This window comes from Magnetospirillum aberrantis SpK (genome assembly GCF_011022235.1).
GTDB lineage: Bacteria > Pseudomonadota > Alphaproteobacteria > Rhodospirillales > Magnetospirillaceae > Magnetospirillum > Magnetospirillum aberrantis.
The window spans coordinates 126,799-153,382 of sequence record NZ_JAAIYP010000037.1 but is presented as its reverse complement, the minus strand read 5'-3'; the positions used below and the strand labels follow the sequence as shown (position 1 = coordinate 153,382).

Below are 26,584 nucleotides of genomic sequence, written 5' to 3'. Positions count from 1 at the left end.
GTCCGACCACCTTGGTCAAGCGCAGCCCGTCCCACCGTTCCCCCGCTGGTGTTTCCACGCGGGCCATGGTTTATTGTGGTGAATACGGATGACTAGGCCTTTTGGGGGAGATGGAATGACGGCGGAGGGAGCGGCGCGATCATCGGCCGGAGAACCCCCACCCGCACGCGCCAAGGGTTTTTTCCGTCAGTTCCTTGACCTTGCCGGCCCTTATTGGTCGTCCGACGAGAAATGGGCGGTGCGCGGCATGACCGCGCTGTTCATCCTGCTGACCATCGCCCAGGTGATCGTGCCGATCATGGTCAACCTGTGGAGCGCCAAGCTGTTCAACGCCTTGGAACAACGTTCCATGGAACGCTTCCTGGTCCAGGTGGTGGCGTTGCTGGGCATCCTGGGCATCGCCATGGTCATCACCTCGACGCACCTGATCGTCAAGCGCAACCTCCAGATCGGCTGGCGGCGCTGGCTGAGCCGGCAAGTGCTGGACAATTGGATGGCCGAAGGGCGGCACTATCTGGTCAACCACATGCCAGGCGACCACGACAATCCCGACGGCCGCATTTCCGAGGACATCCGCAACACCTGCGAAAGCGCCATCGACCTTGCGCATTCGCTGTTCTATTGCCTGTTGCTTCTGGTCAGCTTCACCCAGATTTTGTGGTCGTTGTCGGGGGTGGTCACGGTCACGCTGTTCGACACCGCCATCGCCGTGCCCGGACACATGGTGTTCGTGTCCATATTGTACGCCACCGCCGGCACCACGGCGGCCGTGCTGATCGGCCGGCCGCTGGTGCGGACGGTCAACATGCGCCAGACGGTCGAGGCCAATTTCCGCTTTGGCCTGGTCCGCGTGCGTGAAAATTCCGAAGCCATCGCCCTGCTGCACGGCGAACCCGACGAACGTCGCCGACTGTCCGACCTGTTCGTGGCGGTGCGCAAGGGCTTCAACCTTCAGACCACGGCTTTGGCCAAGGTATTCGTGTTCTCGTCGGGCTACAGCGTGCTGGCCAGCGGCTTTCCCTTCCTGATCGCCGCTCCGCGCTACATCGCCGGCGTCATCTCCCTGGGTGAACTGATGCAGATCGCCCAAGCTTTCCAACAGATGACCAGCGCCCTGTCGTGGCCGGTGGACAACCTGTCCAAGGCGGCGGAATGGAAAGCCAGCGTCGAGCGCGTGCTGTCGTTGCACAACGCCCTTCAGGCCCTGAAACAGGAGCAGGCGCGAACCGACAGCGCCAACACCATCCAGGTGGAGACCGGCGACCGGCCGGCCCTGGTGTTCGACGACCTTTGCGTCGCCCGCGTCGATGGAACCCCGGTCGTCAACAACTTCACGGAGACCATCGAGGCCGGCGAGCGGGTTCTGATCTCGGGCGACCCCGGTGCCGCCATCAAGCTGTTCAAGGTGGTGGCGGGGCTGTGGCCGTGGGGATCGGGCCAGGTGTTCAAACCCAACGACACCGGCATCTTCTTCATGCCGCAGCGTCCCTATCTGCCCATTGCCCGGCTGCGCAGCGTGCTGGCCTATCCGGCCGGACCCGACAGTTTCGACAACGATTTCCTGATGGCGACCCTGTCGCGGGTCGGGTTGGGACACATGTCCGAACGGCTTGAGGAAACCAATACCTGGGAAAACGTGTTGACCTTGGGCGAACAACAGCGCCTGGGCTTCGCCCGGCTATTGCTGCACCGTCCCAACTGGATCTTCATCCAGGAAGCCACGGACGGACTACACCCCGACGGCGAGCACGAGATGATGCAGTTGGTGCGCGAGGAATTCCCAGCCGCCACGGTCATCACGGTCGGCTATCACTCAGCGCTCGAGGCCTATCACGAACGCAAGCTGACGCTTGAACCCAGCAAGGACGGACAGGTTCAGGTCAAGGCATCGACGCTGGCCGGCGCCCCTCCCCCCGACCGTCGCCGCAAGATGAGCCCGCTCGATCTGCGCAACTGGCTGGTCCACCCCCTGCGCCGCCAGGGCGAACGCCGCGAGAACTGATGGAAGCGCTGATTTCGGTCATCCTGCCGGCGGGACGCGCGGCGGTGGAACTGTCGCTGTTCGTGCTGTTGCCGATCATGGTGGTGATGCTGTCCATCATGCGGCTGCTGGAAGCGCGCGGCGTCATGGATTGGCTGGTGGCGCGCCTGGCGCCGTCGCTCAGGCCGTTCGGCCTGACCGGGCTGGGCGTGTTCGCCGCCCTTCAGATCAACTTCGTCAGCTTCGCCGCGCCGCTCGCGACCTTGTCCATGATGGAAGGGCGCGGCGCCTCTGATCGCCATCTGGCCGCCGCCTTCGCCATGGTGCTGGCCATGGCCCAGGCCAACGCCACCTTCCCGTTGGCGGCATTGGGCCTTTCGGTGTGGCCGACCCTGGCATGGTCGCTGGTGGGCGGCCTGGCGGCGGCGGCGGCCACCACCTACGTTTTCGGCCGGCACCTGTCCGAGGACGAGCATGTCATGGACGAAACCTTGCGCCACCCGGTGGCCGAGGACGCCAAGGGCGTGCTGGACGTCATCAACCGTGCCGGGGCCGAGGCGTTCAAGATCGCCATCGGCGCCATTCCCATGCTGGTGCTGTCGCTGGTCGCGGTGACCGCGCTCAGGAAACTGGGCGCCATCGATTCCTTGACCACGCTGCTGGCCCCTGCCCTGACCCTGGTCGGCATCGACCCGGCGGTGATCCTTCCCACCTTCACCAAATATCTGGCCGGCGGCACCGCCATGCTGGGCGTGGTCGACGAACAGGTGCGGGCGGGAACCATGCCGGCCGGACTTTTGAACGCCAGCGCCGGCTTTCTGATCCATCCGCTGGACGTGCCCGGCGTCGCCGTGTTGATGAGCGCCGGCCGCCGCGTCGCCGCCGTCTGGAAACCCGCCTGCCTGGGTGCCGCGATCGGCATCGCCGTGCGCACCGCCGGACATCTGCTGGCGGGTTAAAGCCCCGCCACCTCGTCCGCCGTCAGGAAACGCCATTGTCCCTCGGGCAGGTCGCCCAGGCCCAAACCGCCAATCGCCGAGCGGTGCAGGCTTTCCACGTGGTTGCCGGTGGCGGCGAACATGCGCTTGACCTGATGGTAACGGCCTTCGGTGATGGTCAGACGGGCCGAACAATCGCCGGTCGCCTTCAGCATCGCCGGCAGCAAGGGCGTGGTTTCCGAGCGCAGAAGCAACGTGCCGCTGGCGAACAATTCCCCCTCGTCCCCCGTCAACGGCCGGGCCAGGGTGACGTCATAGGTCTTGGGCACATGGTGCTTGGGCGAGGTCAGACGGTGCAGCAAGTCCCCGTCGTCGGTCAGCAGCAACAAGCCGGTGGTGTCGCGGTCCAGCCGCCCGACCGGGGCGACGACCGGATTGCGGCGCATGAAACGCGGCGGCAGCAACTCGTAGACGATACGGCCAGGGTCCGAGGTCGAACAGGTATAGCCCTGCGGCTTGTTGAGCATCAGCACCATGCCCTGGGGCGGGTCCAACACCTCGCCATCCAGACGGATGTCGGCGTGCTCGACCCGCGAGCTCTCGGCCAGTTCCGTGCCATCGGCCAAAGTCAGGCGGCCGGCGCGCAGCATCGCCTTCACCTCTCGCTGGCTGCCGTAACCGAGATTGGCGATCAGTCGGATCAGTCTCATCGCACCACGTCGTGCCGGTTGCTGGCGAGGTACACCTTGAACCCCTCGCGCACGGTCAAAAGCTGGACGTCACGGAAGCGTTTGCGCAGTTCCGCTTCGTAAGGCAGGTGCTGGTTGGCCACCATCACGAACTTGCCGCGGCGCCGGATGGCCTTCCACGCCGCCGCGATGAAGGCGCGGCCGATGGCCGGGTCGGCCTTGGCGCCCTCGTGGAACGGCGGGTTGCTGACGATCCAGTCATAGGGTTGGACTTCCGGCATGCCGCCGGCCACGTCCAGCCAATGATAGTTCCGGTGCGCGCCATGGGGCAGCCGGTCAAGGTTGCTCCGCGCGTCATCAAGCGCCAACGCCTCGGCCTCATAATTGTCCAATTCGCTGACGGCGGCGAAACGACCCAGGATTTCCGCCCCCAGATAGCCCCAGCCGGCCCCCAAATCGGCCACGCGCCCGGCGACGTTCTCGGGCAGACACTCCACCAGCACCTTGGAACCGGTGTCCACGTGATCGGGGCTGAAGCAGCCGGCGCGGGCCAAAAGCCCGCTGTCGCCCACCGGGCGCGGCCGGGCGGCGGCCAGCCATTGCGCCAAGACCGGCGGCGGCTCCCCGCCGGTGCGCGAAAGCCAGAAAGTGCGGGCCTGATGCTTGGAAAGGGTGCCGGCCAGCCCCATCTCCTTTCCCACCTCGCGCTCGAAGCTGGCGGCGCCGATGGCGTTGGCGCCACATGCCACCAAGACGCCACCCGGCTCCAGCAAGCCCCAGGCACGGGCCAGGTTGGCGCGATTTTCCGCCTTGTGCTTGGTCAGCAGCAACAGACCGGCGGGAAAGGTTCCCTCAAGCCTGGGGACGGCGTTGAACCCAGCCGCCGCCAAGGCGTCGAAGGCGGGACGGAAGCTTTGTTCGCAGGTCAGAACCTGGCGCCAATCGGCGCCGAAGGCGTCGGACGGTTGGGCCCGCATCAGGAAGGCGCGGTCGGGGAAGTCGAGCAGGCCCCGCTCGAACGGCAGGACCAGGGCGTGGGGTGTGAGATCGTGCATGCGGTTTGCATAGCACGGCCATGTTCCGCCGTCGATTGACTTGACCCCCGGCAAGGAGCGATGGTTCCGCCCCTCAGCAAAGGAGGCCGAAATGGCCAAAGGCGATTCCCTGGACACCGAGGACAAGGTCCGAATTTTGCGGTCCTTGGCCTTTCACGTCCACCGTAAGAGACCGGCGGACGAAGCGCTGATGGAACTGGTGGAACAAGAACTGCGCGGCACGCGGCGCCGGGTCTACCGGGCGGCGGCCGAACGCATGGCGGAAAGCGACACGTTGGGCGCGCTGTTGGCCATCGGCGCGGTCAGCGACGAAGTGGCCTGCGTCCTGGGACCGGTGATCGACGACGGCGACCACCGTCTGTTGTCCAACGCGCTCAACCGGCTGGCCGACTGGACCGAACAACAGGGCTGAGCTCACGCCGGCAGGGTAAAGCAGAACGTGCTGCCCTGACCTAGGGTGGATTCCACCCAGATGCGCCCGCCATGGGCCTCGACCACCCGTTTCACCAGGGCCAGCCCGATGCCGGTGCCCGGATAGGCGCCGCCGCCATGCAGGCGCCGGAACATGCCGAACACCTCGTCAGCGTATTCGGGCGCGATGCCGATACCGTTGTCGCACACGGTGACCAGCCAGCAATCCTCGCCGCGATGGGCGGCCACCGTCACCACCGGACGCTGCCCCGGCGGCTGGAACTTGATGGCGTTGCCGATCAGATTGGCGAACACCTGACGCAGTTGCACCGCGTCGCCGCGTACCGTCGGCAAGCCGCCAAGCTGGATGTCGGCGTCGCTTTGGCTGATGGCGGTGGACAGGTCGGACAACGCCGACTGCACCAGTTCGGACAGGTTGACGGGTTCGAAGCGGATGGAATTGCGGTCCACCCGCGAATAGCCCAAAAGCCCCTGGACCAGTTCGCGCATACGATGGGCACCGTCCGTCAGATAGCTCAGGTATTCGCGGCCCTCGTCCCCCAGGACGACGCCGTAACGGCGTTCGAGCAACTGAGCGAAACTGCAAATGGTTCGGCACGGTTCCTGAAGGTCATGGGCGGCCACATAGGCAAAGCGTTCCAATTCGGCATTGGATCGATGCAATTCCTCGGCGGTGCGGCGCAGCAAGGTTTCTTCCGTCTTGCGCTCCGTGATGTCGTGTCCCGACATGATCAGGCAATCGCGCCCGTCCAACACCGCCGCCTCCACCGAAATCAACGCAGTGAAGACGGTGCCGTCCTTCTTGCGGAAACGGGTCTCGAAATTGCGCAGATAGCCCTGAGCCGCCATCTGCCCCAGCATTTCCTGGCGATGTTCGACCGTTTCCCAGATGCCCAATTCGACCGAGGTCAGGCCCAGCACTTCCGCCCGGCGGTATCCCAAGGCTTCTTCGAACGCCCGGTTGACATCCAGATAGCGTCCGGTGTTTCGATCCGTCAGGGCCAAGGAATCGGGACAGACGTCGAACACGGTGGCGAACTTCTGTTCCAGCAATATCTGCTCGGTGATGTCCTGGGCCATGCCCACCACCCCAACCACTTTTCCTTCGGAATCGGTCAGGTTGGCCTTGTGGAACTGCACCCGGCGATGGGGGCCGGGGCCGGTTCCGATATCCCATTCATACCGTTGAACGGCGTTGGCGCCGCCTTCCATCAGCTCCAGATCCATCGCCCGGTATTTGTCGGCCAGTTCGGCGGGGTACAGATCGTGGACGGTACACCCCACCACCTTGTCGGCCGTCATTCCAAGCAACTCGGAAAAGGCACGGTTGCACCCCAGGTAATAGCCGGCACGATCCTTCCAGAACACCGGAATGGGCAGCGGGTCCAGCAACGGGATGACGTGCCCGTCGGCCACCGCCGGCGTCAGCATCACCGCCCAACCACCCTCGACCTCCTCGCACTCCAACCGGCCGGCCGGCACCGTGCAGGAGCGGCCGGGAACGAACCCGCCCGGCAACGTCATCGCCTCCCCGGCGCCGACCCATGTCGCCGTCCCCCGCTCATCCACCAGCCAAGCCGGGCGTCCGGCTCTCCGTAACAGACGGGAATAGACATCCCAGGCGGTTGGGCCGGCGGTCATCGCCTTATCCCTTCCGCGTCCGCTGGATCAGGTCGGCGTACCACGAGAACGAATCCTTGGGGGTGCGCGTCTGACTGGCGAAATCCACATGCACGATGCCGAAACGATTGCCGTAGCCCGATCCCCACTCGTAATTGTCCAAAAGCGACCAGATGAAGTATCCGCGCACGTCGACACCATCGGCGATGGCCTGCTCCATGGCCTGGGTATAAAGCTTGAGATAGGCGATACGGTAAGGGTCCTCGACCCGGCCGCCCACCACCTTTTCCTCGTCGGCACCACGCCCCATGCCGTTCTCGGTCACATAGACCGGCAGGCGGTAACGGGCGGCACAGCGCTTGAGTTCGGCGGTGAAGGCATCGGGATAGATGGGCCAGCCGATGTCGGGATGGGGCACCGGATTGGGATTGTCGCCCCAGGCGAAACCCAGTTGGCTGTCGGCATCGGCCCGTGTCCAGATGGGGCCGTAATGATTCATGCCGAACCAGTCCACGGGCCGGCAGATGCGGGCCATGTCGCCGGCCTGGACGTAGGGTTCGAAATCGCCGGCCACCACCGCCGGATAGGTTCCCAGAATCTGGGGGTCGGCGTAGACCAGATTCCAGTGGGCGTCCAGCACCTTGGCCGCGTGCCGGTTCTCGGCGGTATCGGATTCGGGGTGCACCGGCTGCATGTTGTAGATGGCGCCGATCCGCGCGCCCTTCACATGGTCGCGCAACACGTCCACCGCCGCCCCATGCGCGAGGTTCAGGTGGTGGGCGGCGCGGAAATAGGCGTCGCGGTCGGCCATGGCCGGCGCGCACCACGTCATGGCATAGCCGAACAAAGTGGCGACGTTGGGTTCGTTGAAGGTGGCGAAATGGCGCACCCGATCGCCGAAGCGGCGGGCGACCAGCGTGGCGTAGTCGGCGAACCAGCCGGCGACGTCGCGGTTGGTCCAACCACCCAACTCGTGCAAACGCTGCGGCAGGTCCCAATGATAGAGGCACAGCCATGGCTGGATGCCGGCATCCAGCACCGCGTCGATCACCCGGTCGTAGAAATCCAGCCCCTTGTCGTTGGCCGCGCCGCGCCCGCGCGGCAATACACGCGGCCACGCCACAGAAAAGCGATAGGCGTCGACCCCCAGCCTTTTCAGCAGGGCCAGATCCTCGGGCCAGCGATGATAGTGGTCGCAGGCCACGTCGCCGGTGTCGCCGTTGTTGGTGCGGCCGGGAATACGGGAATGAATGTCCCAGATGCTGGGCCCGCGCCCGTCCTCGGCCGCCGCCCCTTCGATCTGGTAGGCGGAGGTGGATGCCCCCCAAACAAAGCCCGGCGGCACCTTCAGCGCGGTCATGGATTTTCCCCAACGGTATATCCGTTAAGTCTACTCTAAGCGTCCAGCCGACGGAAGAAGCCCTCGAGCGCCTCCACCGTGTGTTCGCCATATCTTTTGCGCAAGGCCGCCGCGTCGCCGGCCAGCAGCGCTTTCAGATCGGCGAACAAGGCGCGCATCATTTCGGCGAAGCCATGTTCGGTCAATTGCCAATGGGCGTCGATGGCACCGGCCTCGGCCGGGCCGAGATGCGAGTTCACCAGCGTCACGAACCAGTCGCGGCGGCGGTCGAAATTGGCGAAGGAATGGGCCACCACCACCAACACGTCGAAACAAAGCGCCAGGGTCTCGCGGTCGGCGTGCACCTGGGCCCAATCGGTTCCGTCGTCCGCGCGATGGCGGTCCAAGATGGCCTGGGACTTACGCTGGCATTGTTCGAACAGCGCCGGGCCGATCATCTTGTCCACCGCCATGTGAAAGCCGGGCAGCATGCGCCGGCTGAGCACCCCCGAGACGCCGTCGTCGCCCTGGCGTGGCGGGAACAAATGGGCGAAGGGTTTGATCAGGATGCGGTCGAACGGATTGTGGCGGGCGCTTTCCCATTGCCGCGCCTCGCGCATCTTGGTGCAGGCGTCCCACGATCGCCGAAGCACCGGGGCGAAGCGAGCCGCCTCGTCGGCCATGAACCGTTCGGCCAGCGCCCGGATGGCCGCCACCGTCAAGGTTCCGCCCGCCCGGTGCGCCTCGACCTCGAGGCGGGTGACGAAATGGCCGATCATGGTGTTGGCCACGGCCTCGCAAGCCTTGGCTCCCGATGACGACGGCGATGACGGTGACGGATGGGTGATGGTCATGGGCGTTCCCTCTTGCCCGGCCATTTTAACAGATTTGGCCCCCGGTGCGCGCATTGACAGGTCCGGCCTCCTGTCGTTAAGTCAGGGCTTGGCATTTTCTAGGCATCTTCCCCCATGTCCGAAGCCCTTTCGATCGCGCTTGCCCAGATCAATCCCGTGGTCGGCGATGTCGCCGGCAACATCCGCCGCATCCGCGATGCCCGCGCCTTGGCCGCCGGCGACGGCGCCCAACTGGTTGTGTTCCCGGAACTGACTGTGTCGGGCTATCCGCCCGAGGATCTGGTACTGAAATCAGCGTTCCTGGATGCGGTCGAGGCAGCGGTCGAGGATTTGGCCAGGGACACCGCCGATGGCGGCCCGGCGCTGTTGGTCGGCGCGCCGTGGCGAGTGGGCAACGACGTGCACAACGCCGTGCTGTTGCTGGACAAGGGCGCGGTGGCCGCGACCCGACTCAAGCACCATCTGCCCAATTACGGCGTGTTCGACGAAGCCCGCGTCTTCAGCCCCGGCGCCGTGCCCGGTCCCATCCAGTTCCGCGGCGTGCGCCTGGGCGTGCTGATCTGCGAGGACATGTGGTATGCCGACGTCGCCGAGACGCTGGCGGAATGCGGGGCGGAAATCCTGGTGGTGCCCAACGGCTCGCCGTTCGAACTGGGCAAGGGCGACGTTCGTCTGGGCCGCGCGGTCGAACGGGTGGTCGAGACCGGCCTGCCGCTGGTCTATGTCAACCAGTTGGGCGGCCAGGACGAATTGGTGTTCGACGGCGCGTCCTTCGCGCTGGACGCCAAGGGCAAACTGCGGCTCCGCCTGCCGGCATGGCAGGAACGGGTGGTCACCACCACCTGGAGCAAGGGCGCCGATGGCTGGACCACCCAAGGCACCGTCGCCGAGGAACCGGGAGACGACGAGAACATCTATCAAGCCATGGTGCTGGGCCTTCGCGACTATGTCGCCAAGAACGGCTTCCCCGGCGTGGTGCTGGGGCTTTCCGGCGGTATCGATTCGGCGCTGGCGGCGGCAGTGGCCGCCGACGCGCTGGGCGCCGACAAGGTGTGGTGCGTGATGATGCCGTCTCCCTATACCAGCCGGGAAAGCCTTGAGGACGCGGCCGGGGTCGCCCGGCTGCTGGGATGCCGGCTGGACAATGTCAACATCGGCCCGGCCATGGGCGCCTTCGACGCCATGTTGTCGCCTTTGTTCCATGGCAGAACACCCGACATCACCGAGGAAAACCTGCAATCGCGCTCGCGCGGTCTGGCCCTCATGGCTTTGTCCAACAAGTTCGGCCCCATGGTCCTGTCCACCGGCAACAAGAGCGAGATGAGCACCGGCTACGCCACCCTTTACGGCGACATGTGCGGCGGCTACGCCGTGCTGAAGGACGTCTACAAGACGGCGGTGTTCGCCGTCTGCCGCTGGCGCAACGCCGGCCGGCCCGAGGGCGGCCTGGGCCCCAACGGCCCGGTGATGCCCGAGCGCGTCATCACCAAGCCGCCCAGCGCCGAGCTCAAGCCCGACCAGAAGGACCAGGACACCTTGCCACCCTACGACGTTCTCGACGGCATCCTGCATTGCCTGATCGAGGGCGAAATGGGGGTCGAGGAAACCGTCGCCAAAGGATATGACGACACGGTCGTCCGCCGCGTCTGGCGCATGCTGGACCGAGCGGAATACAAGCGCCGCCAGGCCCCGCCGGGCGTCAAGATCACCGGCCGCTCGTTCGGCCGCGACCGCCGCTATCCCATCACCAACGGCTTCACCAGGACGATCTGACCGTGAGCGTGCTTGTTCGTTTCGCCCCCAGCCCCACCGGCTTCCTGCACGTGGGCAACGCCCGCGTTGCCCTGATCAACTGGCTGTTCGCCAAGGCCCATGGCGGCTATTTCCTGTTGCGCTTCGACGACACCGACCTGGAGCGTTCGAAACAGGAATACGTGGACGCCATCGTCCGCGACCTGTCATGGCTGGGCCTCGACTGGGACAAGAAGGCCTATCAGTCCCAACGACTGGCCGCCTATGACGCGGCGGCGGAAAAGCTCAAGGCCGAGGGACGCCTTTACCCCTGCTACGAGACGCCCGAGGAACTGGAATACAAGCGCAAGCGGCTTTTGTCGCGCAAGCTGCCGCCGGTCTACGACCGGGCCGGCCTGCACCTGAGCGACGACCAGCGCGCCGCCTTCGAGGCCGAGGGGCGCAAGCCGCATTGGCGCTTCAAGCTGGAACACCGCACCGTCGAATGGGACGATCTGGTCCGCGGCAACAGCCATGTGGATTGCGCCAGTCTGTCCGATCCGGTGCTGATCCGCGGCGACGGCAGCTTCCTCTACACCCTGCCGTCGGTGGTGGACGACGTCGATTTCGGCGTCAGCCACATCATTCGCGGCGAGGACCACGTCACCAATTCCGCCCCCCAGATCCAGTTGTTCGAAGCCCTGGGGGCCCCGGCCCCGCGTTTCGCCCATCTGCCGCTGATGACCGACATCACCGGGGCGGGATTGTCCAAGCGCCTGGGCTCGCAATCGCTTCAGGATTGGCGCGACCAGGGGATCGAGGCCATGGCGATGAATTCGCTGTTGGCCAAGTTGGGCACCTCCGACGCTATCGAGGTGCGTACCAGCCTCGAGCAATTGGAGGACGAGTTCGACATCGGCCATTTCAGCCGCGCCACCCCGAAATTTGACCCGGCCGAACTGGGCCATCTCAACGCCCGGCTTTTGCACGCCCTGCCGTTCGAAATGGTGACCCCGCGCCTTGAGGCGATGGGCGTCAACGCCTCGCCCGCGCTGTGGACGGCGGTGCACGGCAACCTGTCCTCGCTGGCCGAACTGCGCGACTGGGCCCAGGTGGTGGACGGCCCTGTCGTTCCGGTGATCGAGGACCCGGCCTTTACCGCCGCCGCCGCCGATCTGCTGCCGCCGGAACCGTGGGACGACACCACCTGGACGACCCTGACCAACGCGGTCAAGGCCGCCACCGGCCGCAAGGGAAAAGCGTTGTTCCACCCGCTGCGCCTGGCACTGACGGCGCGGGAAAATGGACCGGAACTGAAGAACCTGTTACCCCTTGTCGGCCGCGACAAGGCCGCGAAGCGGCTGCGCGGCGAGACCGCCTGACGAAAGAGGAAGAAAAGACGTGGCGCTGGCTCTTTACAACACGCTCACCCGCCGGAAAGAGGCGTTCCAGCCTCTGAACCCCGACCATGTGGGCATGTATGTCTGCGGCCCCACCGTGTACGACCGCGCCCATATCGGCAATGCGCGGCCGGTGATCGTGTTCGACGTGCTGTACCGCCTGTTGTCGCGGCTTTATCCCAAGGTGACCTACGTCCGCAACATCACCGACGTGGACGATAAGATCAACCAGCGCTCCAAGGATTCGGGCGAACCGATCGAGGTCATCACCGCCCGCACCACCCGATTGTTCCACGACGACATCGCCGAGTTGAACGCGCTGCCGCCCACGATCGAGCCGCGCGCCACCGCCCATATCGCCCAGATGCTCGACATGATCGGGCGATTGATCGCCAAGGGCCATGCCTACGCGGCCGAGGGGCATGTGCTGTTCTCGGTCCCGTCCATGTCCGATTACGGCAAGCTGTCGGGGCGGTCCATGGACGAAATGATCGCCGGCGCCCGCGTCGAGGTCGCTCCCTACAAAAAGAATCCCGCCGACTTCGTGCTGTGGAAGCCGTCCACGCCCGATCTGCCGGGTTGGGACTCGCCCTGGGGGCGCGGCCGTCCCGGCTGGCACATCGAGTGCAGCGCCATGAGCGGCCAATACCTGGGCACCACCTTCGACATCCATGGCGGCGGCCTGGACCTAGTGTTCCCCCACCACGAGAACGAGATCGCCCAAAGCCAATGCGCCAACGGCGCCCCCTTCGCCCGTTTCTGGCTGCACAACGGCCATCTGATGGTCGAAGGCGAAAAGATGTCCAAATCCCTGGGCAACTTCTTCACCGTGCGTGAATTGCTGGATCAGGCACCGGGCGAGGCGCTGCGCCTTTACATGCTGTCCACCCACTATCACCAGCCGTTCGACTGGACCGCCGACGGGCTGAAACAGGCCCGCGCCGTGCTGGACCGCATGTACACCGCGCTGCGCAACAGCGCCGAGGTGGCGGCCGAAATCTGCGACCCGCCGGCCGAAGTTCTGGCCGCGCTCGAGGACGACCTCAACACCCCCCTGGCCATTGCCCATCTGCACGAACTGACCACCGTCCTCAACAAGGCGACCGAGGCGGCGGACAAGGCCCGCGCCAAGGGCGCGTTGCTGGCGGCGGCCGGAATGCTGGGCATCCTGACCCAAGACCCCGAGGCGTGGTTCCGCTGGCAGCCGGCCAACACCGCCGCCGGCCTGTCCGACGCCGACATCGAGGCGCTGATCGTCGCCCGCGCCGACGCCCGCAAGGCCCGGAACTTCGCCGAGGCCGACCGCATCCGCAAGGAACTGGCCGATTCCGGCGTTCTGCTCGAGGACGGCGCCCAGGGCACCATCTGGAAGCGGGCGTGAACAGCCACCACCTGCCAACCGTCCCCGACCTCTTCCATTGGAAGGGATGGCGGATTTTCGGCACCCTTGCGGTGGCCGTCATGCTGTTGGCGCCGGCTTTCTGGAACGGCTATCCGCTGGTCTATTTCGACAGCGAGGACTACGTGGAGATTTCCTTCACGTGGCAGCCGATCATCTACCGCATCATGACCTACGGCGCCTTCGTGTCCGTCGCCAAGCCGTTCGGCACGCTGTGGGTGGTGGTATGGGTCCAGGCGCTGATGATGGCCTGGATGCTGCACGAGGCGGTGTGGGCATGGGTCGGACGCTGGCGGCCCTATGTGTTCATGGGCCTCGGCGTATCCTTGTCGGTGTTCACCGGCCTGCCGTGGGTGGTGTCGCAGGTGATGGCCGACATGTTCGCCGGCCTGTCGGTACTGGGCATCACCATCCTGGCTTTCGGCAGCGCCTTGCCGCTGTGGCGGCGCTGGCTGTTGGTGCCGGTCGTGGCCCTTGCCATCGGCGTGCACATGTCGCATGTGGCGGTGGCCGCCGGACTGGCGCTGGTGCTGATCGCGCTGTGGCTGGGCGTGCGCCTGTCCCTGCGCATGCCGCGCCCCCGGCTTGGTCTGGCGTTGCTGTCCATCGCTCTTGGCACCGCCTCGGTGCCGGCCGTCCATTATCTGGCCACCGGCCGCGCCTTCTTTTCCGAATCGGGGCAGGTGTTGCAACTGGCGCTGTTCGTCCAGGACGGTCTGGCCAAGAAATACCTGGATGAAGTCTGTCCGAACGGCGCCCAGCTCAAGATGTGCGAGCACAAGGAAGAACTGCCCTATACCGCAGACGAGTTCCTGTGGGGCGAAAGCCCGTTCGACGAGATGGGCGGCTGGAAGGCCATGCACGACGAGGCGGGGGTCATCGTCAAGGGTGCCATCATGATGTTCCCGGCCGACGTGGCGCGGGCCATGTTCGACAACACCGTGAGCCAGCTCGGACTGATCGCCGCCGGCGAGGATCTGGTGCCCATGACCTGGCACTTCGTCCACACCCAGCTCAAGCATTACCCGGCCGATTTCCGCGCGTTCCGCTTCGCCAAGCAGCAACGGCGCGAAGGCATCTCGTTCGAGGCCATGAACAAGCTTCAGGTGCCCATGGCCCAGGCCGCCGAAATCGCCATGCTGGGCCTGCTGTTTTTTGCCTGGCGCCGCCGCGACCGCATCAGCGGCGGCATCCTGATCACCGTCCTTCTCGCGCTGTTGGGCAACGCCTTCGTCTGCGGCGCGCTGTCCAACCCGCATGACCGCTACCAGAACCGGCTGGTCTGGCTGGCCTTGATGAGCACCGTCATTTGCGCCGTGCGCCTGGACCAGCGTTTCGCCAACCGCAAGCCGCTGGACGAGGCGACCCGTCAAGCCCTCATCAGCCTGCGCCTGCCGCACAAACCCGACGACAGGGACTGATACCTGTTTCAGAAATTCCCGACCTGCGGTCGGAAATTTCTTATCGCCCCTCGCCGGGCGAGCGCATCCGCGCTCTTGGCCGCGGCCGCAATGGCCGCAGCATACAGGTTCCACAAATCGGAAATTTGTGGAACCTGTTATAGTTCACATCCGGCGACGGATTTCGTAGGCCTGGACGTGGCAATGCGCCAGGGCCAAAAGCGGCACATGCACACCCGCCACCTGGGCGCGGTGGACCATGTCGCCCAGGATGTGTTCGCCCTCGGTCCGATGGCCGGCCTCGATGTCGCGCAGCATGGACGCCACCACCGGCGAGGCAGGATCGGTCAGAATCGCCATGGCTTCTTCCTGTGCGGTGACGCCGGGCGGATGACCGCCGGCGGTGGCGACGGCGCGGGTTTCGCCATAAAGACCGCGCAGAACCGCCTCGCCGCCCGGCGCGGCCATGATGGCACCCACGTTGGCCCGCATCAGGCAGGTGGCGCCGGCCAGGGCGGCAAGAAAGCTGAATTTTTCCCACGCCGCCTGCATCAAAGCATCGCTGACCACCGTCTGGAACGGTGCCAGCGCACACAGACCGGCCAGCGCCTCGACCCGCGGCGAATGGCCGCCGAGCCGTTCGCCGATGGTCAGCCGGCGGATCGGAATATGCCGGACGATCTCGCCCTCGGGTCCCAGCGAAGCGGAGATATGGCAAAGCCCGCCCAGCACCCGTTCGGCACCGAAGGCGGCATCCAGGACGGTGTAATGCGACAGCCCGTTCAGCAGCGGCACGACGACGGTTCCCTCTCCCACCGCCGGTGCGATGGCGGCAACGGCGCTTTCCAGGTCGTAAGCCTTGCAGCTGAGCAGGACCACGTCATAGGAACCATCAAGCGTTTCGGCGGTCACCGTGCGCACCGCAATGGTGTCGGTCCCTTCCGGCGTCTTGATCACCAGGCCGGCGCGGGCCAACGTCTCGGCCCGCTTGGGCCGCACCAGGAAGGTGACGTCCGCCCCGGCCTGGGCCAGACGTCCGCCGAAATACCCGCCGGTCGCGCCGGCGCCAAGGACCAGGATGCGCATGGGAACAACTCCTAGGATTTAGCCGGCAGGCGGCGGGCGACCCAGTCCATGACCGCGTCGGGCAACGCCGCCGTCAACCACGACGCCAGGGCCATGGGCCACGGATAGCTGATGCGGCCACGGTCGGCGGCCAATCCCTTGGCCATCACCGCCGCCGCCTCGTGCGCGTCCATCAGGAACGGCATGGGAAAGGTGTTGCGGGCGGTGATACGGCTTTTGACGAAACCGGGACAGATCACCGAAACCCGGATGTTGTCGCGCGCCAGTTCGCCGCGCAGCCCCTCGCCCCATACCCGCACCGCCGCTTTCGAACCGCAATAGGCCGGGGCGCCCGGCATGCCGCGAAACGACGCCAGCGAGCTCATGATGGCGATCTGGCCGGCACGGCGCGGCCGCATGGCCGCCACCGCCGGCAACACGGTGTTGAGCACACCGTCAAGGTTGACGGCGAAGATGGCCCGCGTCTGCTCCTCGTCCTCGCCGCCCAGCCCGGTTCCTGCCGAGATACCGGCATTGGCGACCACCAGTTCCAGGGCGCGCACGCCGTCGCAACGGGCGATCCATTCGGCCATGGCGGCACGATCGGTGACGTCGACAACCTCGGTGTGGGTGTCGGCCCCGGCGTCGCGGCAGGCATGGGCCACCGCCTCCAGCCGCGCCCCGTCACGCCCCGACAGGAACAGGTGGCGGCGCGGCTGGGCATAATGACGGGCCAGCGCCTCGCCCAGGCCAGACGACGCGCCGGTGATCAGAATAGAGGTGGGCATGGCGTCAATCCTCGCCGTTGTCGGCCAGTACGGCGCGCAACGGCCCGACCAGGGGTGGCAAGTCGTTGCGGGCGGCGTCCAGCACGATCTCAGGATCCACCGAATGATATTCGTGCACCAGAATATTGCGCATGTCGCCGATGCGTGACCAGGGAATCTCGGCGTGGCGGTGCTGAATGTACGACGGCACCCGCTTGGACGCCTCGCCCAGGACTTCGAGGTTGCGCAACACCGCGTCCTGGGTGCGGTTGTCGCGGACGAAATCCTCGCGCCGCATGCCGTCCACATAGGTCGTGACGCGCTCGATCGCCTCCAGCATGTCCTCGACCCGGACCCGCCAATCCTTGCTCACGCTTCACATGCCTCCTCGCCGATGACCGGCAGGCACTCGGACAATATCCGCCGACGCAGCCTGGGTCTGATGTTGCCCTTGGTGATCAGGTCCACCGGCCGCCCCAAGACCCCCTCGAGGGCATGCTTGAGCTCGACATAGCGGAACAGGCCGCCCGGCTGGCCGGGAGCGAACTCCACCATCAGGTCGACGTCGGACATGGGCTTGGCCTCGTCGCGGACCACCGACCCGAACAGCGACACCGACACCACGCCGAAGCGGTCGAACAGGTCGCGATGGGCGCGCAACGCCTCGATGACCTCGTCGCGGGTGACGGGGGTGCGCTGGCGCGAGATGCGGGCGGCGTAGTTGCGAAGCGCGTCCACCTTGTCGGCGGGAACACGCACGGTCACTTCCAGGACGTTGGGGCGCCCGCGTGCGGGCCTGCGGCGTTCCTTCATACCCGAAAGGATAAACCGCCATGGCGTCCGGCGAAACCGGGATTGTTGCCCAGGAGGCTTGCCGCTATAACCCATGGCGGAACATCAAAGCCAAGGAGAGCCGCCTTGTCCGTCGCCAGCATGACCGGCTACGCCCGCGCCGAGGGACACGACGCCCAGGTCAGTTGGGTGTGGGAAGCCAAAAGCGTCAACGGACGCGGCCTGGAAATCCGCTGCCGTCTGCCATCGGGCCACGACGCGCTGGAAGTGGCGGCGCGCGAGGCCTGTAACCGCAAGCTCAAGCGCGGCAACCTGCAATTGTCGCTCAACGTTCACCGCGTCGCCGACGCTCCGGCGCTGCGCGTCAACCAGGAATTGCTGGATCAGATCCTGACCCTGGTCGACAACATCGGCGCCGCCCACCAGAACATCGCCCCCGCCCGCTGGGACGGCATCTTGTCCATCAAGGGCGTGCTGGAACCGGCCGAGACCGAGGAGGAAGACGCCGAAGCCACCCGCACGACGCGCGAGACGGCCATGAAGGCGACCTTGGAAACGGCCCTGGACCAGTTGGCGGCCATGCGCGCCGCCGAGGGCGCACGCATCGGCGCCGTGCTGGTCGGCCAATTGGACGAGATCGCCCAATTGGCGGAAAAGGCCGGCGCCACCGCCGCCCTTCGTCCCGAGACCCTGCGCGAACGCCTGCGCCATCAGGTGGCCGCCGTGCTGGACGCGGTGCCCAGCCTGCCCGAGGAACGCATCGCCCAGGAAGTGGCGCTGCTTGCCGTCAAGGCCGACGTGCGCGAGGAACTGGACCGGCTGCGGGCCCATGTGGCCGCAGCCCGCGAACTGATCGCCGATGGCGGCGCGGTCGGACGCAAGCTGGACTTCCTGTCGCAAGAGTTCAACCGTGAAGCCAACACGCTGTGTTCCAAGGCGTCCGACGTGGAACTGACCCGCATCGGCCTGGACCTCAAGGCGGTGATCGACCAGTTCCGCGAGCAGGTCCAGAACATCGAATAGCCAGGAAGCGATCATGAGCACCCCGCCCGCCAACCTTCCCACCGTCGCCCGCCGGGGCTTGATGCTGGTGCTGTCGTCGCCCTCCGGCGCCGGCAAGAGCACCATCGCCCGCGCGCTGTTGGAACGTGACCCTGACATCGCCATGTCGGTGTCGTGCACCACCCGCCCGCCGCGTCCCGGCGAGGTGGACGGCAAGGATTACCACTTCGTCAGCGTCGAGAAGTTCCAGTTGATGGTCGAAAGCGACCAATTCCTGGAACACGCCCGCGTGTTCGACAATTACTACGGCACCCCGCGCGACCCGGTCGAGGACGCGCTGGCCTCGGGCCGCGACGTGCTGTTCGACATCGACTGGCAGGGTACCCAGCAATTGGGCCAGAACGCGCGGGCCGATCTGGTGACCGTGTTCATCCTGCCGCCATCGGTCGAGGAACTGGAACGCCGCCTGCGCACCCGCGCCCAGGACACCGTCGAAGTGGTCAAGAAGCGCATGGCCAAGGCCGGCGACGAGATGAGCCATTGGTTTGAATACGACTACATCCTGCTCAACACCGAGGTCGACCGTTCCATCGCCCGCGTCCAGGCGATCCTGGACGCCGAACGTCTCAAGCGCGACCGTCAGGTGGGCATGGCCGCCTTCGTCAACCGCCTGCGCGGCGAATAGATGACACTGTCCCCCCCGGCCTCCATCCTGGTCTATGTCGGGCTTGACGCCGTCGGCGACGGGCTGATGAAGCTGCCGTTCCTGCGGGCGCTGCGTTCCGCCTTTCCCGAGGCCCGCATCACCTGGATGGCCGGCAAGGGTCACAGCGTCTATGCCGGATCGCTGGCCCCCTTGGTCCAGGGATTGGTGGACGAGGTCCTGGATCAGGCGGATGTCGGCAGCAGGATCGGCGAATTGTTTGGCCGCCGCCCGCTTTCGGGCCGGTCGTTCGATCTGGTGATCGACACCCAGCGGCGGTTGCTGACCTCGCTGATCGTGCGCCGCATCCGTCACCGCCGTTTCATTTCCGCCGCCGCCGGCTTCGCCCTGTCCGACGCCCGCCCGACCAGGGGCTGGCGACGCCCGCCAGCCATGGTCGGACAATTGCTCGACCTTGCGACCCTGGCCGCCGGCCGGCCGACCGAAGCCCTGGCGCCGCTGCCCGCCGACCCGGCGGTCGAGGCCCTGGCCGCATCCTTGCTGCCATCTGGTCAGACCTATGTGGGGTTCGCCCCCGGTGCCGGCGGCCGCCACAAGTGCTGGCCGTTCGAACGCTTCCTGGAACTGGCCGCCCGCATCCAGGCGGCGAAGAACGTTCCGGTGTTCCTGTTGGGCCCCAACGAGGCGGCATGGGCCGACGACATCCGCACCGCCCTGCCGGACGCCCGACTGCCGCTTCAGGCGGTGGACAAAGCGCCGCCGGCGCTGACCATCGCCTTGGGCCGGCGTCTGACGGCGGCGGTCGCCAACGATTCCGGCACCGGCCACATGCTGGCGGCGGCCGACGTGCCACTGGTGTCGCTGTTCGGCCCGACCCCGCCCGAGAAATTCGCCCCCGCGGCCCGCCGGCTGACCGTCGTCCGCGCCCAGGATTTCGGAGCGGACAGCATGGACGCCATTCCGGTCGACGCGGTGGCCCAGGCTCTTGAACGGATGGCAAAGCCTTTGCTTTGACCGCGGCCGGGGGGTCCGCTACCATCCTGCCGTCATTTTTCTTAGTCACATGTTCAATCCGGGGACTTCATGGACATCAAGGACCACATCCGCGGCATCGCAGATTTTCCCAAGCCGGGCATCCTGTTCTACGACATCTCGACCTTGCTGGCCCATGCCGACGCGTGGCAGGTGGCGATGGGCCGTCTGGCCCACGCGGTGCGCAAGTACCAGCCCGACATCCTGGCCGGCATCGAGTCGCGCGGCTTCCTGGTGGCGGCGCCGCTGGCGCTGAAGCTGGGTTGCGGCTTCGTCATGCTGCGCAAGCGCGGAAAGCTGCCGGGCAAGACCATCCGCCACGAATATTCCCTGGAATACGGGTCGGACATCATCGAGATCCAGGAAGACGCCATCCAGCCGGGCCAGCGCGTGGTGGTCCTGGACGACCTGTTGGCCACCGGCGGCACCATGGCGGCGGGCGTCGAGCTGTTGCGTCAGGTCGGAGCCGAGGTTACCGGCGCGGCCACGCTGATCGAACTGAACTTCCTGTCCGGCCGGCGCAAGCTGGAAGCACTGGATGTTCCGGTGACCAGCTTGGCTGCCTACGACGAATGAGGTGACTGCGCGCTGCCTTCAACAAAAGGCGGCGCGCGGCTAGGGGAGCGGGCCCGGCCATGGAATTCGCGCTGCAAGCGGCGCTGTTGGGAGCGGTCTTGGGCTCGGCCTTGCTGGCCGTGACCACGCTCTATGGCTGGAGCTTGCCAGCGGCTCCCAACGCCTATGGCTGGTGGGCGGCCGCCTTCACCCTGGAAGCCGCCAGCAAGGCGGTCCTGTTGTCGGGTGGCGACAGCATCCCCATCGAAATTTCTGACCTTCTGCATGGTCTGGCCGCCGGCCTGTCGTTGTGCGGCGCTCTTTCCTTCGCCGGCTGGCGCATCACGCCGACGTTGATGGCCGTCGGGCTGGTCTCCGCCCTGGGCTGGGACTGGCTTGCCCATACCGTGCGCCCCTTTTTGCACCTCGATAACCTGCCATTGTTCGGCATCGGCGGCATTCCGCTGCTGATCGCCGCCTGGGCCTTCCTGTGGCGCGGTGGCCTGACCGCCGGCAGCGGCGCATTGCGGCTGGCGGCCATTGCCTTTGCCGCCGCCGGCCTGCATCAATTGTCGGCCCCCTTGCTGCATTCCCATACCGGGCTTGCCACCTGGAGCTTCGTTGCCTCGCAATTTCTGTCCATGGTCATGGCTGTTGCACTTTTGGTGGTGGTGCTGCGCCGGCAACAGGCTTTGGTGGAAAGCGAGGGACAGCGCGCCAACCTGCTCCACAGCCGTCTGGTCGATGCGTTGGGCAGCGTCCAGGACGCGGTGGCGCTGTTCGACGGCAACGACCGGTTGGTCACCTGCAACAGCCTCTACCGCGCGTTCCTGGCACCGGCCGCCGAAGTCATCAAGCCCGGCCGCAGCTTCGAGGACATCCTGCGCATCGAGGCGGAACGCGGCGTGGTCCCCGAGGCCCAGGGGCGCGAACAGGACTGGCTGTTCGACATGCTGGCCGACCACGTCGGCCCGGACGCACCCAAGGGTGCCGGCCGCGAGTTCCAGTTGTGGGACGGCCGCTGGGTGGCGGTCAGCGTCTACCGCACCGCCGATGGCGGCCATCTGCGCATCTTGCGCGACGTCACATCCCGCCGTCAGGCCGAAGCGTCGCTGCAAGAAGGTCTGAACTGGCTGCGCGGCATCATGGACACGGTGGTCGACGGCATCGTCACCATCGACGATTCCGGCTCGGTGCTGTCCTACAATCCGGCGGCCGAACGTATCTTCGGCTACGACGCCACGGAAGTGGTGGGGCGCAACGTTTCCATGCTGATGCCCGAACCGTTCCGGTCGGCCCATGACGGCTACCTCAAGCATTACGCCGAAACCGGCGAGGCCCATGTCGTCGGCATCGGCCGCCAGGTCCGCGGGTTGCGGAAGAACGGCGAGACCTTCCCCCTGGATCTGGCCGTTGCCGAAATGCGCCAGGGCGACATGATCACCTTCATCGGCGTGGTGCGTGACATCACCGACCGCAAGCGGGTCGAGGACGCACTGGTGGAAAGCGAACAACGCTTCCGCGATCTGGCGGAATCGGCGTCCGACTGGTTCTGGGAAATGGATTCCGAATTCCAGTTCACCTTCGTTTCCGGCCGCGTGCGCCAGATTTTGGGCGTCGGCCCCAGTTTCTTCATCGGCCGCCAATTCATGGAACTGGCCGAAGCCGGCGACGCCATCGAGGAATGGCAACAGCAATTGGCGATGATGCGGGCCCACCGTCCATTCCGCGGCTTCGTCTTTTCCCATCGCCTGCCGTCGGGCGCGGTCAAGTTCGTGGAAATGGCCGGACGGCCGGCTTTCGACGCGGACGGCCTGTTCTGCGGCTATCGCGGCACGGCGACCGACATCACGCCGCTCAAGCGCCACGAACAGGAACTGGCGACCCAATCGGCGCAGCGTCAGGCGATCATCGACAACATGGGCCATGGCGTGGTGGTGTTCGACCGCGAGGAACGGCTGGTGGCCATGAACCAGCCCGCCCGCGCCCTGTTGGACATGCCGGTACTGTCCGAGAAGAAGGAAACGCTGGAGACGTTGTTGCTGCATCTGGCCCTTTTGGGAGAGTTCGGCCGCGGCAACGCCATGACCAAGACCGCACGCCGGGTGGAGCGGCTGCGCCGCAACCCCTACCAGATCTTCGAGCACGCCCGCCCCACCGGCATGGTCCTCGAAGTCCGCTCGACCTCCATGCCGGGCGGCGGCCTGATCCTCACCTTCGCCGACATCACCGACCGCAAGCGGGTCGAGGACACCTTGCGCGAAGCCAAGGAAGCCGCCGAACGCGGCAACCGCGCCAAGGCCACCTTCCTGGCCAACATCAGCCACGAACTGCGCACGCCGTTGAACGCCATCATCGGTTTCTCCGAACTGATGAAGCACGAAATCTTCGGCCCCCTGGAGCCGGTTTCCTACCGCACCTATGTGGACGACATCCACGAAAGCGGCATGCATCTGCTGGAACTGATCAACGACATCCTGGACATGTCCAAGGCCGAGGCCGGCATGACCGATCTGATGGACAGCGTGGTCGACGTCGCCGCCCTGGTGCGGTCGTCCCTGCGCATGATGTCGCGCCGCGCCACCGCCAACGGCGTCGAGTTGATCGAAGAACTACCCCAGAGCCTTCCCCATCTGCGGGCCGACGAGCGGCGATTGCGCCAGATCGTGCTCAACCTGGTGTCCAACGCCGTCAAGTTCACCGACGATGGCGGCACCGTCACCGTCCTGGCGCGCATGGACGAAGCGGGCTTCCACCTCTGCGTCGCGGACACCGGCATCGGCATGAGCCCGGAAGACATGGAACGGGTCATGCTGCCGTTCGTTCAGGCGGATACCCGGCTGTCGCGCAAATACGAAGGCACCGGCCTGGGCCTGCCATTGACCAAGGCGTTGGTCGAAGCCCATGGCGGCACTTTGACCTTGAGCTCGGTTCCCAACCAGGGAACGACGGTCGAGGTGACTTTTCCCCCTGGAAGGATCATCGCCGACGCGACCCAGGCCATCGCCGCCGACGAAACCTTGCGCCGGGGGTGACCGGTTCGCGAGATAACTCGGAAATTGGAGGAATTTTCATAAATATATGCGGCAATAGACCGCGAGACATGGTTGAATCCGCCCATCAGACAGTGATCCGAGGTTAACCCCCATGCGTCTGTCCATGCTGGTTCTCTCCCTGATTCTGGCGATGCCCGCCGTGGCTTCCGCCCAGGAAAATCAGGCTCCCATCAACCTTTTGCCCCAGAACCAGCATGACGCGGTGCCGCCGGCCGACAAGCCGTTGCTGGAGGAACCGTCTCCCAATTTCCAAGCGATCCGCCCCAACGGCACCGAGGTCATGCCTGGGGTTCCGGCGGTCCAGCAACAACCGTTGCCCGTGGTGGAGCAAGCCGTTCCGGCCCCCCAGCCGACCGCGCCCATGGTTCAACAGCTTCAACCGCCCGCCGCCCCGCCGCCGCCTGTGGCGGCGGCCCCCGTCACGCTTCCGGCGCCTGTGGCGACGGCCCCCGTCACGCTTCCGGCGCCACCGCCGGCCATGGTTCCCCCGCCCTCCAACGACCAGTTGCCGCCTTGGCTGTTGCCGGTATTAGTTCTTGCCGGCGCCTTCCTGGCGACGCTGTTCGGCATCCTGACCGCATTGTCCATGCGCCGGGCCGAAATCGGCGCCCGCCGCCGCGCCGTGGCCGCCACCCTGGCCACCGAACTGGAAACCCGGCGACAGGCATACGAGGCGGTTCCCCTGCCGCCCAACGTGGAAGCCGGGGTGTCGTTCGTTTCAGCGGTCACCTCGTTGGCCGGGTTCGACGCCGGCTTCCGCTCGACCCAGGGGGCCTTGCACCTGTTGCCGGAAAAGCTGGCGGCGCATGTGTCGGTACATTACGCGGCGGTGCAACGGGTGTCGGATTTCGTCAAGGGCCAAAGCCTGGCGGCAGCCGTTCGCATGCTTCAGGCCAACCGGCTGGGCGGCCACCCCTGCCCCGACGCCGGCACCATGCGCGAGGCCCACACCGAACTGGGCGCCGCCTTCCGCGGCCTGGACAAACTGGTCCAGACCTTGCGTTCCTTGAGCTGAGGTCCGCCACCCAACCGATCACCAGGTTGACCGGTTGGGTGGTCCCTATGCCTAAGCGCGGATACCGGACAGGAAGCTGTCCACTTCCTGACGGAGCGAACGGGCTTCCTGCATCAATGCCTGGGTCGCCGACAGCATGCCGCCCGCCGAGTTTCCGGCTTCGGACGTCGCCATGGTCAAGTGCCCCAGATAGGATGTCACCTGCGCCGTCCCCGCCGCCGCTTCCTGAACGTTGCGGGCGATTTCCTGGGTAGCGGCGCCTTGCTCCTCGACGGCCGCCGCGATGGCGCCGGCGATTTCGTTGATGCGGGTGATGGTGCCGACGATGGCACGGATCGCCGACACCGCCTGATGGGTGGCGCCTTGCACCGCCCCGATCTGGCTGGAAATCTCTTCGGTGGCGCGACCGGTCTGGGTCGCCAGACTCTTGACCTCGCCGGCGACCACGGCGAAGCCCTTGCCGGCCTCGCCGGCACGGGCCGCCTCGATGGTGGCATTCAACGCCAGCAGGTTGGTCTGGGACGCGATGTCGTTGATCAGGCTGACCACTTCACCGATACGTGTCGCGCTTTGCGCCAAGCCTTCCACCAACTCGTTGGTGTGGCGGGCTTCGTCCACCGCCTCGGCGGAAATGCTCGACGACGCCTGCACCTGACGGCTGATTTCAGCGATCGAAGCCGACAATTCCTCGGCCGCGGTGGCCACCGTGGCGACGTTGGCCGACGCCTCTTCGGCGGCGGCGGCCACCGAACTGGCTTGGACCGAGGCGGTGTCCACCGCCCCCGACACGATTTGCGCGGCCCCTTCCAACTCTCCGGCGGCCGAGGTGATGGTGTCCGCCACCCGTTTGACACTCCCCTCGAAACCGTCGGCGACCCTCAGCATGTCGGCGTGCCGTTCGGCCTCGGCCTCGGCTTTCATCGCCTCCTGACGGTGACGCAAGGCCTCGGCCTCGGCGGCACCGTCGCGTAGAACCACCACGGCACGGGCCATGTGGCCGATTTCGTCGCTGCGCGTCGTTTCCGGCACCTCGACCTCATAGTCGCGCCCGGCCAAGCGCTCGGTAACCGCCACCAGCCGCACCACCGCGCCGCCGATATGGCGTGACAGCGCCACCACCAGGGACACCGCCAGCACCATCACCACCACGAAGATCACGCCGAACTTGAAGGCGATGGTCCTGAACTCGCTCTTGACGTCATCGATATAGATGCCGGTGCCGACGAACCAGTTCCAAGGCTCGAACCCGATGGCATAGGACACCTTCTCGACCGGCACGTCGGAGCCGGGGCGCGGGAACTTGTAGAACACGGTGCCGCCACCGGCCTTGGCGGCCACGATCATCTCGCGGATGATCTGGACGCCGTTGGAATCCTTTAGTTCGACCATCGACGTACCTTCGGCGGCCGGTTTTGGCGGCAACAGGGTGTTGACGCCCTCCATGGTGTAGGCAAAGAAATATTCGACCTTGTCGTAACGCACGTTACGCAAGGTTTTGCGAGCCATGGCCTGTGCGGTGGCCTGATCGAACTCCCCAGCCTTGGCCCGGTCATAATAACTTTGCAAGATGCCGCGCGCGGTCTCGCTTTGATTGCGGACCTTGGTGACGCGGTCCTCGATCATCACGTCGTAAATCTGCGACAAAGCCACCACGGCCAGGATAAGGAAGCCGGCAGCGGCAAGGACCGCGGTAGACAACAGCTTGACGGTGATACCGGTCTTGACGGCCATGACACGATCCCCCGATCGACGACGTGGCTTTCATTATACCTACAACGGACATACAGGCTTCCTATCC

23 protein-coding genes are annotated in these 26,584 nt (G+C 65.9%); 13 read left to right on the top strand and 10 right to left on the bottom strand.

Translation table 11 applies throughout. From position 1 onward, the window contains the following. Positions 1-115 precede the first annotated feature (115 nt). Both G4223_RS10550 and G4223_RS10545 read left to right on the top strand, forming a co-directional pair. Complete coding sequence (locus G4223_RS10550; RefSeq protein ID WP_163678978.1) at positions 116-2,002, top strand: ABC transporter ATP-binding protein/permease; 1,887 nt, start codon at positions 116-118, stop codon at positions 2,000-2,002. Then, positions 2,002-2,940 carry a nucleoside recognition domain-containing protein gene (locus G4223_RS10545; protein ID WP_163678976.1) on the top strand — a complete coding sequence of 313 codons (939 nt, stop codon included), beginning with the start codon at positions 2,002-2,004 and terminating at the stop codon, positions 2,938-2,940. Before G4223_RS10550 ends, G4223_RS10545 begins: the two co-directional genes overlap by 1 nt. Here G4223_RS10545 and G4223_RS10540 read toward each other — a convergent pair. Both G4223_RS10540 and G4223_RS10535 read right to left on the bottom strand, forming a co-directional pair. Continuing rightward, positions 2,937-3,629 carry a pseudouridine synthase gene (locus tag G4223_RS10540; protein WP_163678973.1) on the bottom strand — a complete coding sequence of 231 codons (693 nt, stop codon included), beginning with the start codon at positions 3,627-3,629 and terminating at the stop codon, positions 2,937-2,939. The genes G4223_RS10545 and G4223_RS10540 overlap by 4 nt on opposite strands. After that, positions 3,626-4,663 (bottom strand): class I SAM-dependent methyltransferase, encoded by a 1,038-nt coding sequence (locus tag G4223_RS10535; RefSeq protein WP_241004059.1) that lies wholly within the window; start codon positions 4,661-4,663, stop codon positions 3,626-3,628. The genes G4223_RS10540 and G4223_RS10535 overlap by 4 nt, the downstream gene beginning before the upstream one ends. 91 nt (positions 4,664-4,754) lie before the next feature. On the opposite strand from G4223_RS10535, the gene G4223_RS10530 reads away from it, so the two are divergent. Then, a complete protein-coding gene (locus tag G4223_RS10530; protein ID WP_163678970.1) occupies positions 4,755-5,075 on the top strand; it encodes a hypothetical protein in 321 nt (106 codons plus the stop codon). 2 nt (positions 5,076-5,077) lie between these two features. On the opposite strand, the gene G4223_RS10525 is transcribed toward G4223_RS10530, so the two are convergent. From G4223_RS10525 to G4223_RS10515, 3 genes are read right to left on the bottom strand one after another with little or no spacing between them, the layout of a single operon-like run. Continuing rightward, positions 5,078-6,736: a PAS domain S-box protein gene (locus G4223_RS10525; protein ID WP_163678967.1), complete on the bottom strand. Its 1,659-nt coding sequence runs from the start codon at positions 6,734-6,736 to the stop codon at positions 5,078-5,080. A 4-nt stretch (positions 6,737-6,740) separates the two neighbouring features. Beyond that, positions 6,741-8,075, bottom strand: a complete 1,335-nt coding sequence (locus G4223_RS10520; protein ID WP_163678964.1) for a GH1 family beta-glucosidase — start codon at positions 8,073-8,075, stop codon at positions 6,741-6,743. Between the two features lie 35 nt (positions 8,076-8,110). After that, a complete protein-coding gene (locus G4223_RS10515) occupies positions 8,111-8,908 on the bottom strand; it encodes a hypothetical protein (protein WP_163678963.1) in 798 nt (265 codons plus the stop codon). Positions 8,909-9,022: 114 nt separating this feature from the next. Here G4223_RS10515 and G4223_RS10510 point away from each other — a divergent pair, with 114 nt between their 5' ends. The 4 genes from G4223_RS10510 to G4223_RS10495 are packed head-to-tail and all read left to right on the top strand — an operon-like array spanning position 9,023 to position 14,859. Then, a complete protein-coding gene (locus tag G4223_RS10510; RefSeq protein ID WP_163678960.1) occupies positions 9,023-10,681 on the top strand; it encodes an NAD+ synthase in 1,659 nt (552 codons plus the stop codon). Positions 10,682-10,683: 2 nt separating this feature from the next. After that, entirely contained in the window at positions 10,684-12,021 is a 1,338-nt protein-coding gene (gene gltX / locus G4223_RS10505) for a glutamate--tRNA ligase (protein ID WP_338086867.1), read from the top strand. A gap of 19 nt (positions 12,022-12,040) precedes the next feature. Further along, the gene (gene cysS / locus G4223_RS10500) at positions 12,041-13,420 is read left to right on the top strand and encodes a cysteine--tRNA ligase (RefSeq protein ID WP_163678958.1); all 1,380 of its coding nucleotides are present in this window, start codon (positions 12,041-12,043) and stop codon (positions 13,418-13,420) included. Continuing rightward, positions 13,417-14,859 carry a hypothetical protein gene (locus tag G4223_RS10495; RefSeq protein ID WP_205762466.1) on the top strand — a complete coding sequence of 481 codons (1,443 nt, stop codon included), beginning with the start codon at positions 13,417-13,419 and terminating at the stop codon, positions 14,857-14,859. The genes cysS and G4223_RS10495 overlap by 4 nt, the downstream gene beginning before the upstream one ends. A gap of 144 nt (positions 14,860-15,003) precedes the next feature. On the opposite strand, the gene panE is transcribed toward G4223_RS10495, so the two are convergent. From panE to G4223_RS10475, 4 genes are read right to left on the bottom strand one after another with little or no spacing between them, the layout of a single operon-like run. Further along, positions 15,004-15,924 (bottom strand): 2-dehydropantoate 2-reductase, encoded by a 921-nt coding sequence (panE, locus tag G4223_RS10490; RefSeq protein ID WP_163678956.1) that lies wholly within the window; start codon positions 15,922-15,924, stop codon positions 15,004-15,006. A gap of 11 nt (positions 15,925-15,935) precedes the next feature. Beyond that, positions 15,936-16,691, bottom strand: a complete 756-nt coding sequence (locus G4223_RS10485; protein WP_163678954.1) for an SDR family NAD(P)-dependent oxidoreductase — start codon at positions 16,689-16,691, stop codon at positions 15,936-15,938. A gap of 4 nt (positions 16,692-16,695) precedes the next feature. Beyond that, positions 16,696-17,043 (bottom strand): HepT-like ribonuclease domain-containing protein, encoded by a 348-nt coding sequence (locus G4223_RS10480; RefSeq protein ID WP_338086866.1) that lies wholly within the window; start codon positions 17,041-17,043, stop codon positions 16,696-16,698. Beyond that, positions 17,040-17,429, bottom strand: a complete 390-nt coding sequence (locus G4223_RS10475; RefSeq protein ID WP_338086865.1) for a nucleotidyltransferase family protein — start codon at positions 17,427-17,429, stop codon at positions 17,040-17,042. Before G4223_RS10475 ends, G4223_RS10480 begins: the two co-directional genes overlap by 4 nt. 159 nt (positions 17,430-17,588) lie before the next feature. On the opposite strand from G4223_RS10475, the gene G4223_RS10470 reads away from it, so the two are divergent. The 6 genes from G4223_RS10470 to G4223_RS10445 all read left to right on the top strand — a co-directional run bounded on the left by G4223_RS10470 (position 17,589) and on the right by G4223_RS10445 (position 24,786). Further along, positions 17,589-18,485: a YicC/YloC family endoribonuclease gene (locus tag G4223_RS10470; protein ID WP_163678950.1), complete on the top strand. Its 897-nt coding sequence runs from the start codon at positions 17,589-17,591 to the stop codon at positions 18,483-18,485. 13 nt (positions 18,486-18,498) lie between these two features. Next, entirely contained in the window at positions 18,499-19,149 is a 651-nt protein-coding gene (gene gmk / locus G4223_RS10465) for a guanylate kinase (RefSeq protein WP_163678948.1), read from the top strand. Continuing rightward, on the top strand, positions 19,150-20,142 hold the full coding sequence (locus G4223_RS10460; RefSeq protein WP_163678945.1) for a glycosyltransferase family 9 protein: 993 nt from the start codon (positions 19,150-19,152) through the stop codon (positions 20,140-20,142). 69 nt (positions 20,143-20,211) lie between these two features. Next, positions 20,212-20,736 carry an adenine phosphoribosyltransferase gene (locus G4223_RS10455; RefSeq protein WP_163678942.1) on the top strand — a complete coding sequence of 175 codons (525 nt, stop codon included), beginning with the start codon at positions 20,212-20,214 and terminating at the stop codon, positions 20,734-20,736. Between the two features lie 59 nt (positions 20,737-20,795). After that, positions 20,796-23,750 (top strand): PAS domain S-box protein, encoded by a 2,955-nt coding sequence (locus G4223_RS10450; protein ID WP_163678940.1) that lies wholly within the window; start codon positions 20,796-20,798, stop codon positions 23,748-23,750. Between the two features lie 112 nt (positions 23,751-23,862). After that, positions 23,863-24,786 (top strand): hypothetical protein, encoded by a 924-nt coding sequence (locus tag G4223_RS10445; protein WP_163678938.1) that lies wholly within the window; start codon positions 23,863-23,865, stop codon positions 24,784-24,786. Between the two features lie 51 nt (positions 24,787-24,837). On the opposite strand, the gene G4223_RS10440 is transcribed toward G4223_RS10445, so the two are convergent. Then, positions 24,838-26,517 (bottom strand): methyl-accepting chemotaxis protein, encoded by a 1,680-nt coding sequence (locus G4223_RS10440; RefSeq protein WP_163678935.1) that lies wholly within the window; start codon positions 26,515-26,517, stop codon positions 24,838-24,840. Between the last annotated feature and the right edge of the window lie 67 nt (positions 26,518-26,584).

Excerpts from the sequence above, each read along its gene's own strand:
- G4223_RS10445 (WP_163678938.1), top strand. The coding sequence starts at position 23,863 with ATGCGTCTGTCCATGCTGGTTCTCTCCCTGATTCTGGCGATGCCCGCC.
- G4223_RS10510 (WP_163678960.1), top strand. The coding sequence starts at position 9,023 with ATGTCCGAAGCCCTTTCGATCGCGCTTGCCCAGATCAATCCCGTGGTC.
- G4223_RS10520 (WP_163678964.1), bottom strand. The coding sequence starts at position 8,075 with ATGACCGCGCTGAAGGTGCCGCCGGGCTTTGTTTGGGGGGCATCCACC.
- G4223_RS10455 (WP_163678942.1), top strand. The coding sequence starts at position 20,212 with ATGGACATCAAGGACCACATCCGCGGCATCGCAGATTTTCCCAAGCCG.
- G4223_RS10450 (WP_163678940.1), top strand. The coding sequence starts at position 20,796 with ATGGAATTCGCGCTGCAAGCGGCGCTGTTGGGAGCGGTCTTGGGCTCG.
- G4223_RS10460 (WP_163678945.1), top strand. The coding sequence starts at position 19,150 with ATGACACTGTCCCCCCCGGCCTCCATCCTGGTCTATGTCGGGCTTGAC.
- panE (WP_163678956.1), bottom strand. The coding sequence starts at position 15,924 with ATGCGCATCCTGGTCCTTGGCGCCGGCGCGACCGGCGGGTATTTCGGC.
- G4223_RS10550 (WP_163678978.1), top strand. The coding sequence starts at position 116 with ATGACGGCGGAGGGAGCGGCGCGATCATCGGCCGGAGAACCCCCACCC.
- gmk (WP_163678948.1), top strand. The coding sequence starts at position 18,499 with ATGAGCACCCCGCCCGCCAACCTTCCCACCGTCGCCCGCCGGGGCTTG.
- G4223_RS10485 (WP_163678954.1), bottom strand. The coding sequence starts at position 16,691 with ATGCCCACCTCTATTCTGATCACCGGCGCGTCGTCTGGCCTGGGCGAG.
- G4223_RS10535 (WP_241004059.1), bottom strand. The coding sequence starts at position 4,663 with ATGCACGATCTCACACCCCACGCCCTGGTCCTGCCGTTCGAGCGGGGC.
- G4223_RS10545 (WP_163678976.1), top strand. The coding sequence starts at position 2,002 with ATGGAAGCGCTGATTTCGGTCATCCTGCCGGCGGGACGCGCGGCGGTG.
- G4223_RS10440 (WP_163678935.1), bottom strand. The coding sequence starts at position 26,517 with ATGGCCGTCAAGACCGGTATCACCGTCAAGCTGTTGTCTACCGCGGTC.
- G4223_RS10530 (WP_163678970.1), top strand. The coding sequence starts at position 4,755 with ATGGCCAAAGGCGATTCCCTGGACACCGAGGACAAGGTCCGAATTTTG.
- G4223_RS10540 (WP_163678973.1), bottom strand. The coding sequence starts at position 3,629 with ATGAGACTGATCCGACTGATCGCCAATCTCGGTTACGGCAGCCAGCGA.
- G4223_RS10525 (WP_163678967.1), bottom strand. The coding sequence starts at position 6,736 with ATGACCGCCGGCCCAACCGCCTGGGATGTCTATTCCCGTCTGTTACGG.
- G4223_RS10515 (WP_163678963.1), bottom strand. The coding sequence starts at position 8,908 with ATGACCATCACCCATCCGTCACCGTCATCGCCGTCGTCATCGGGAGCC.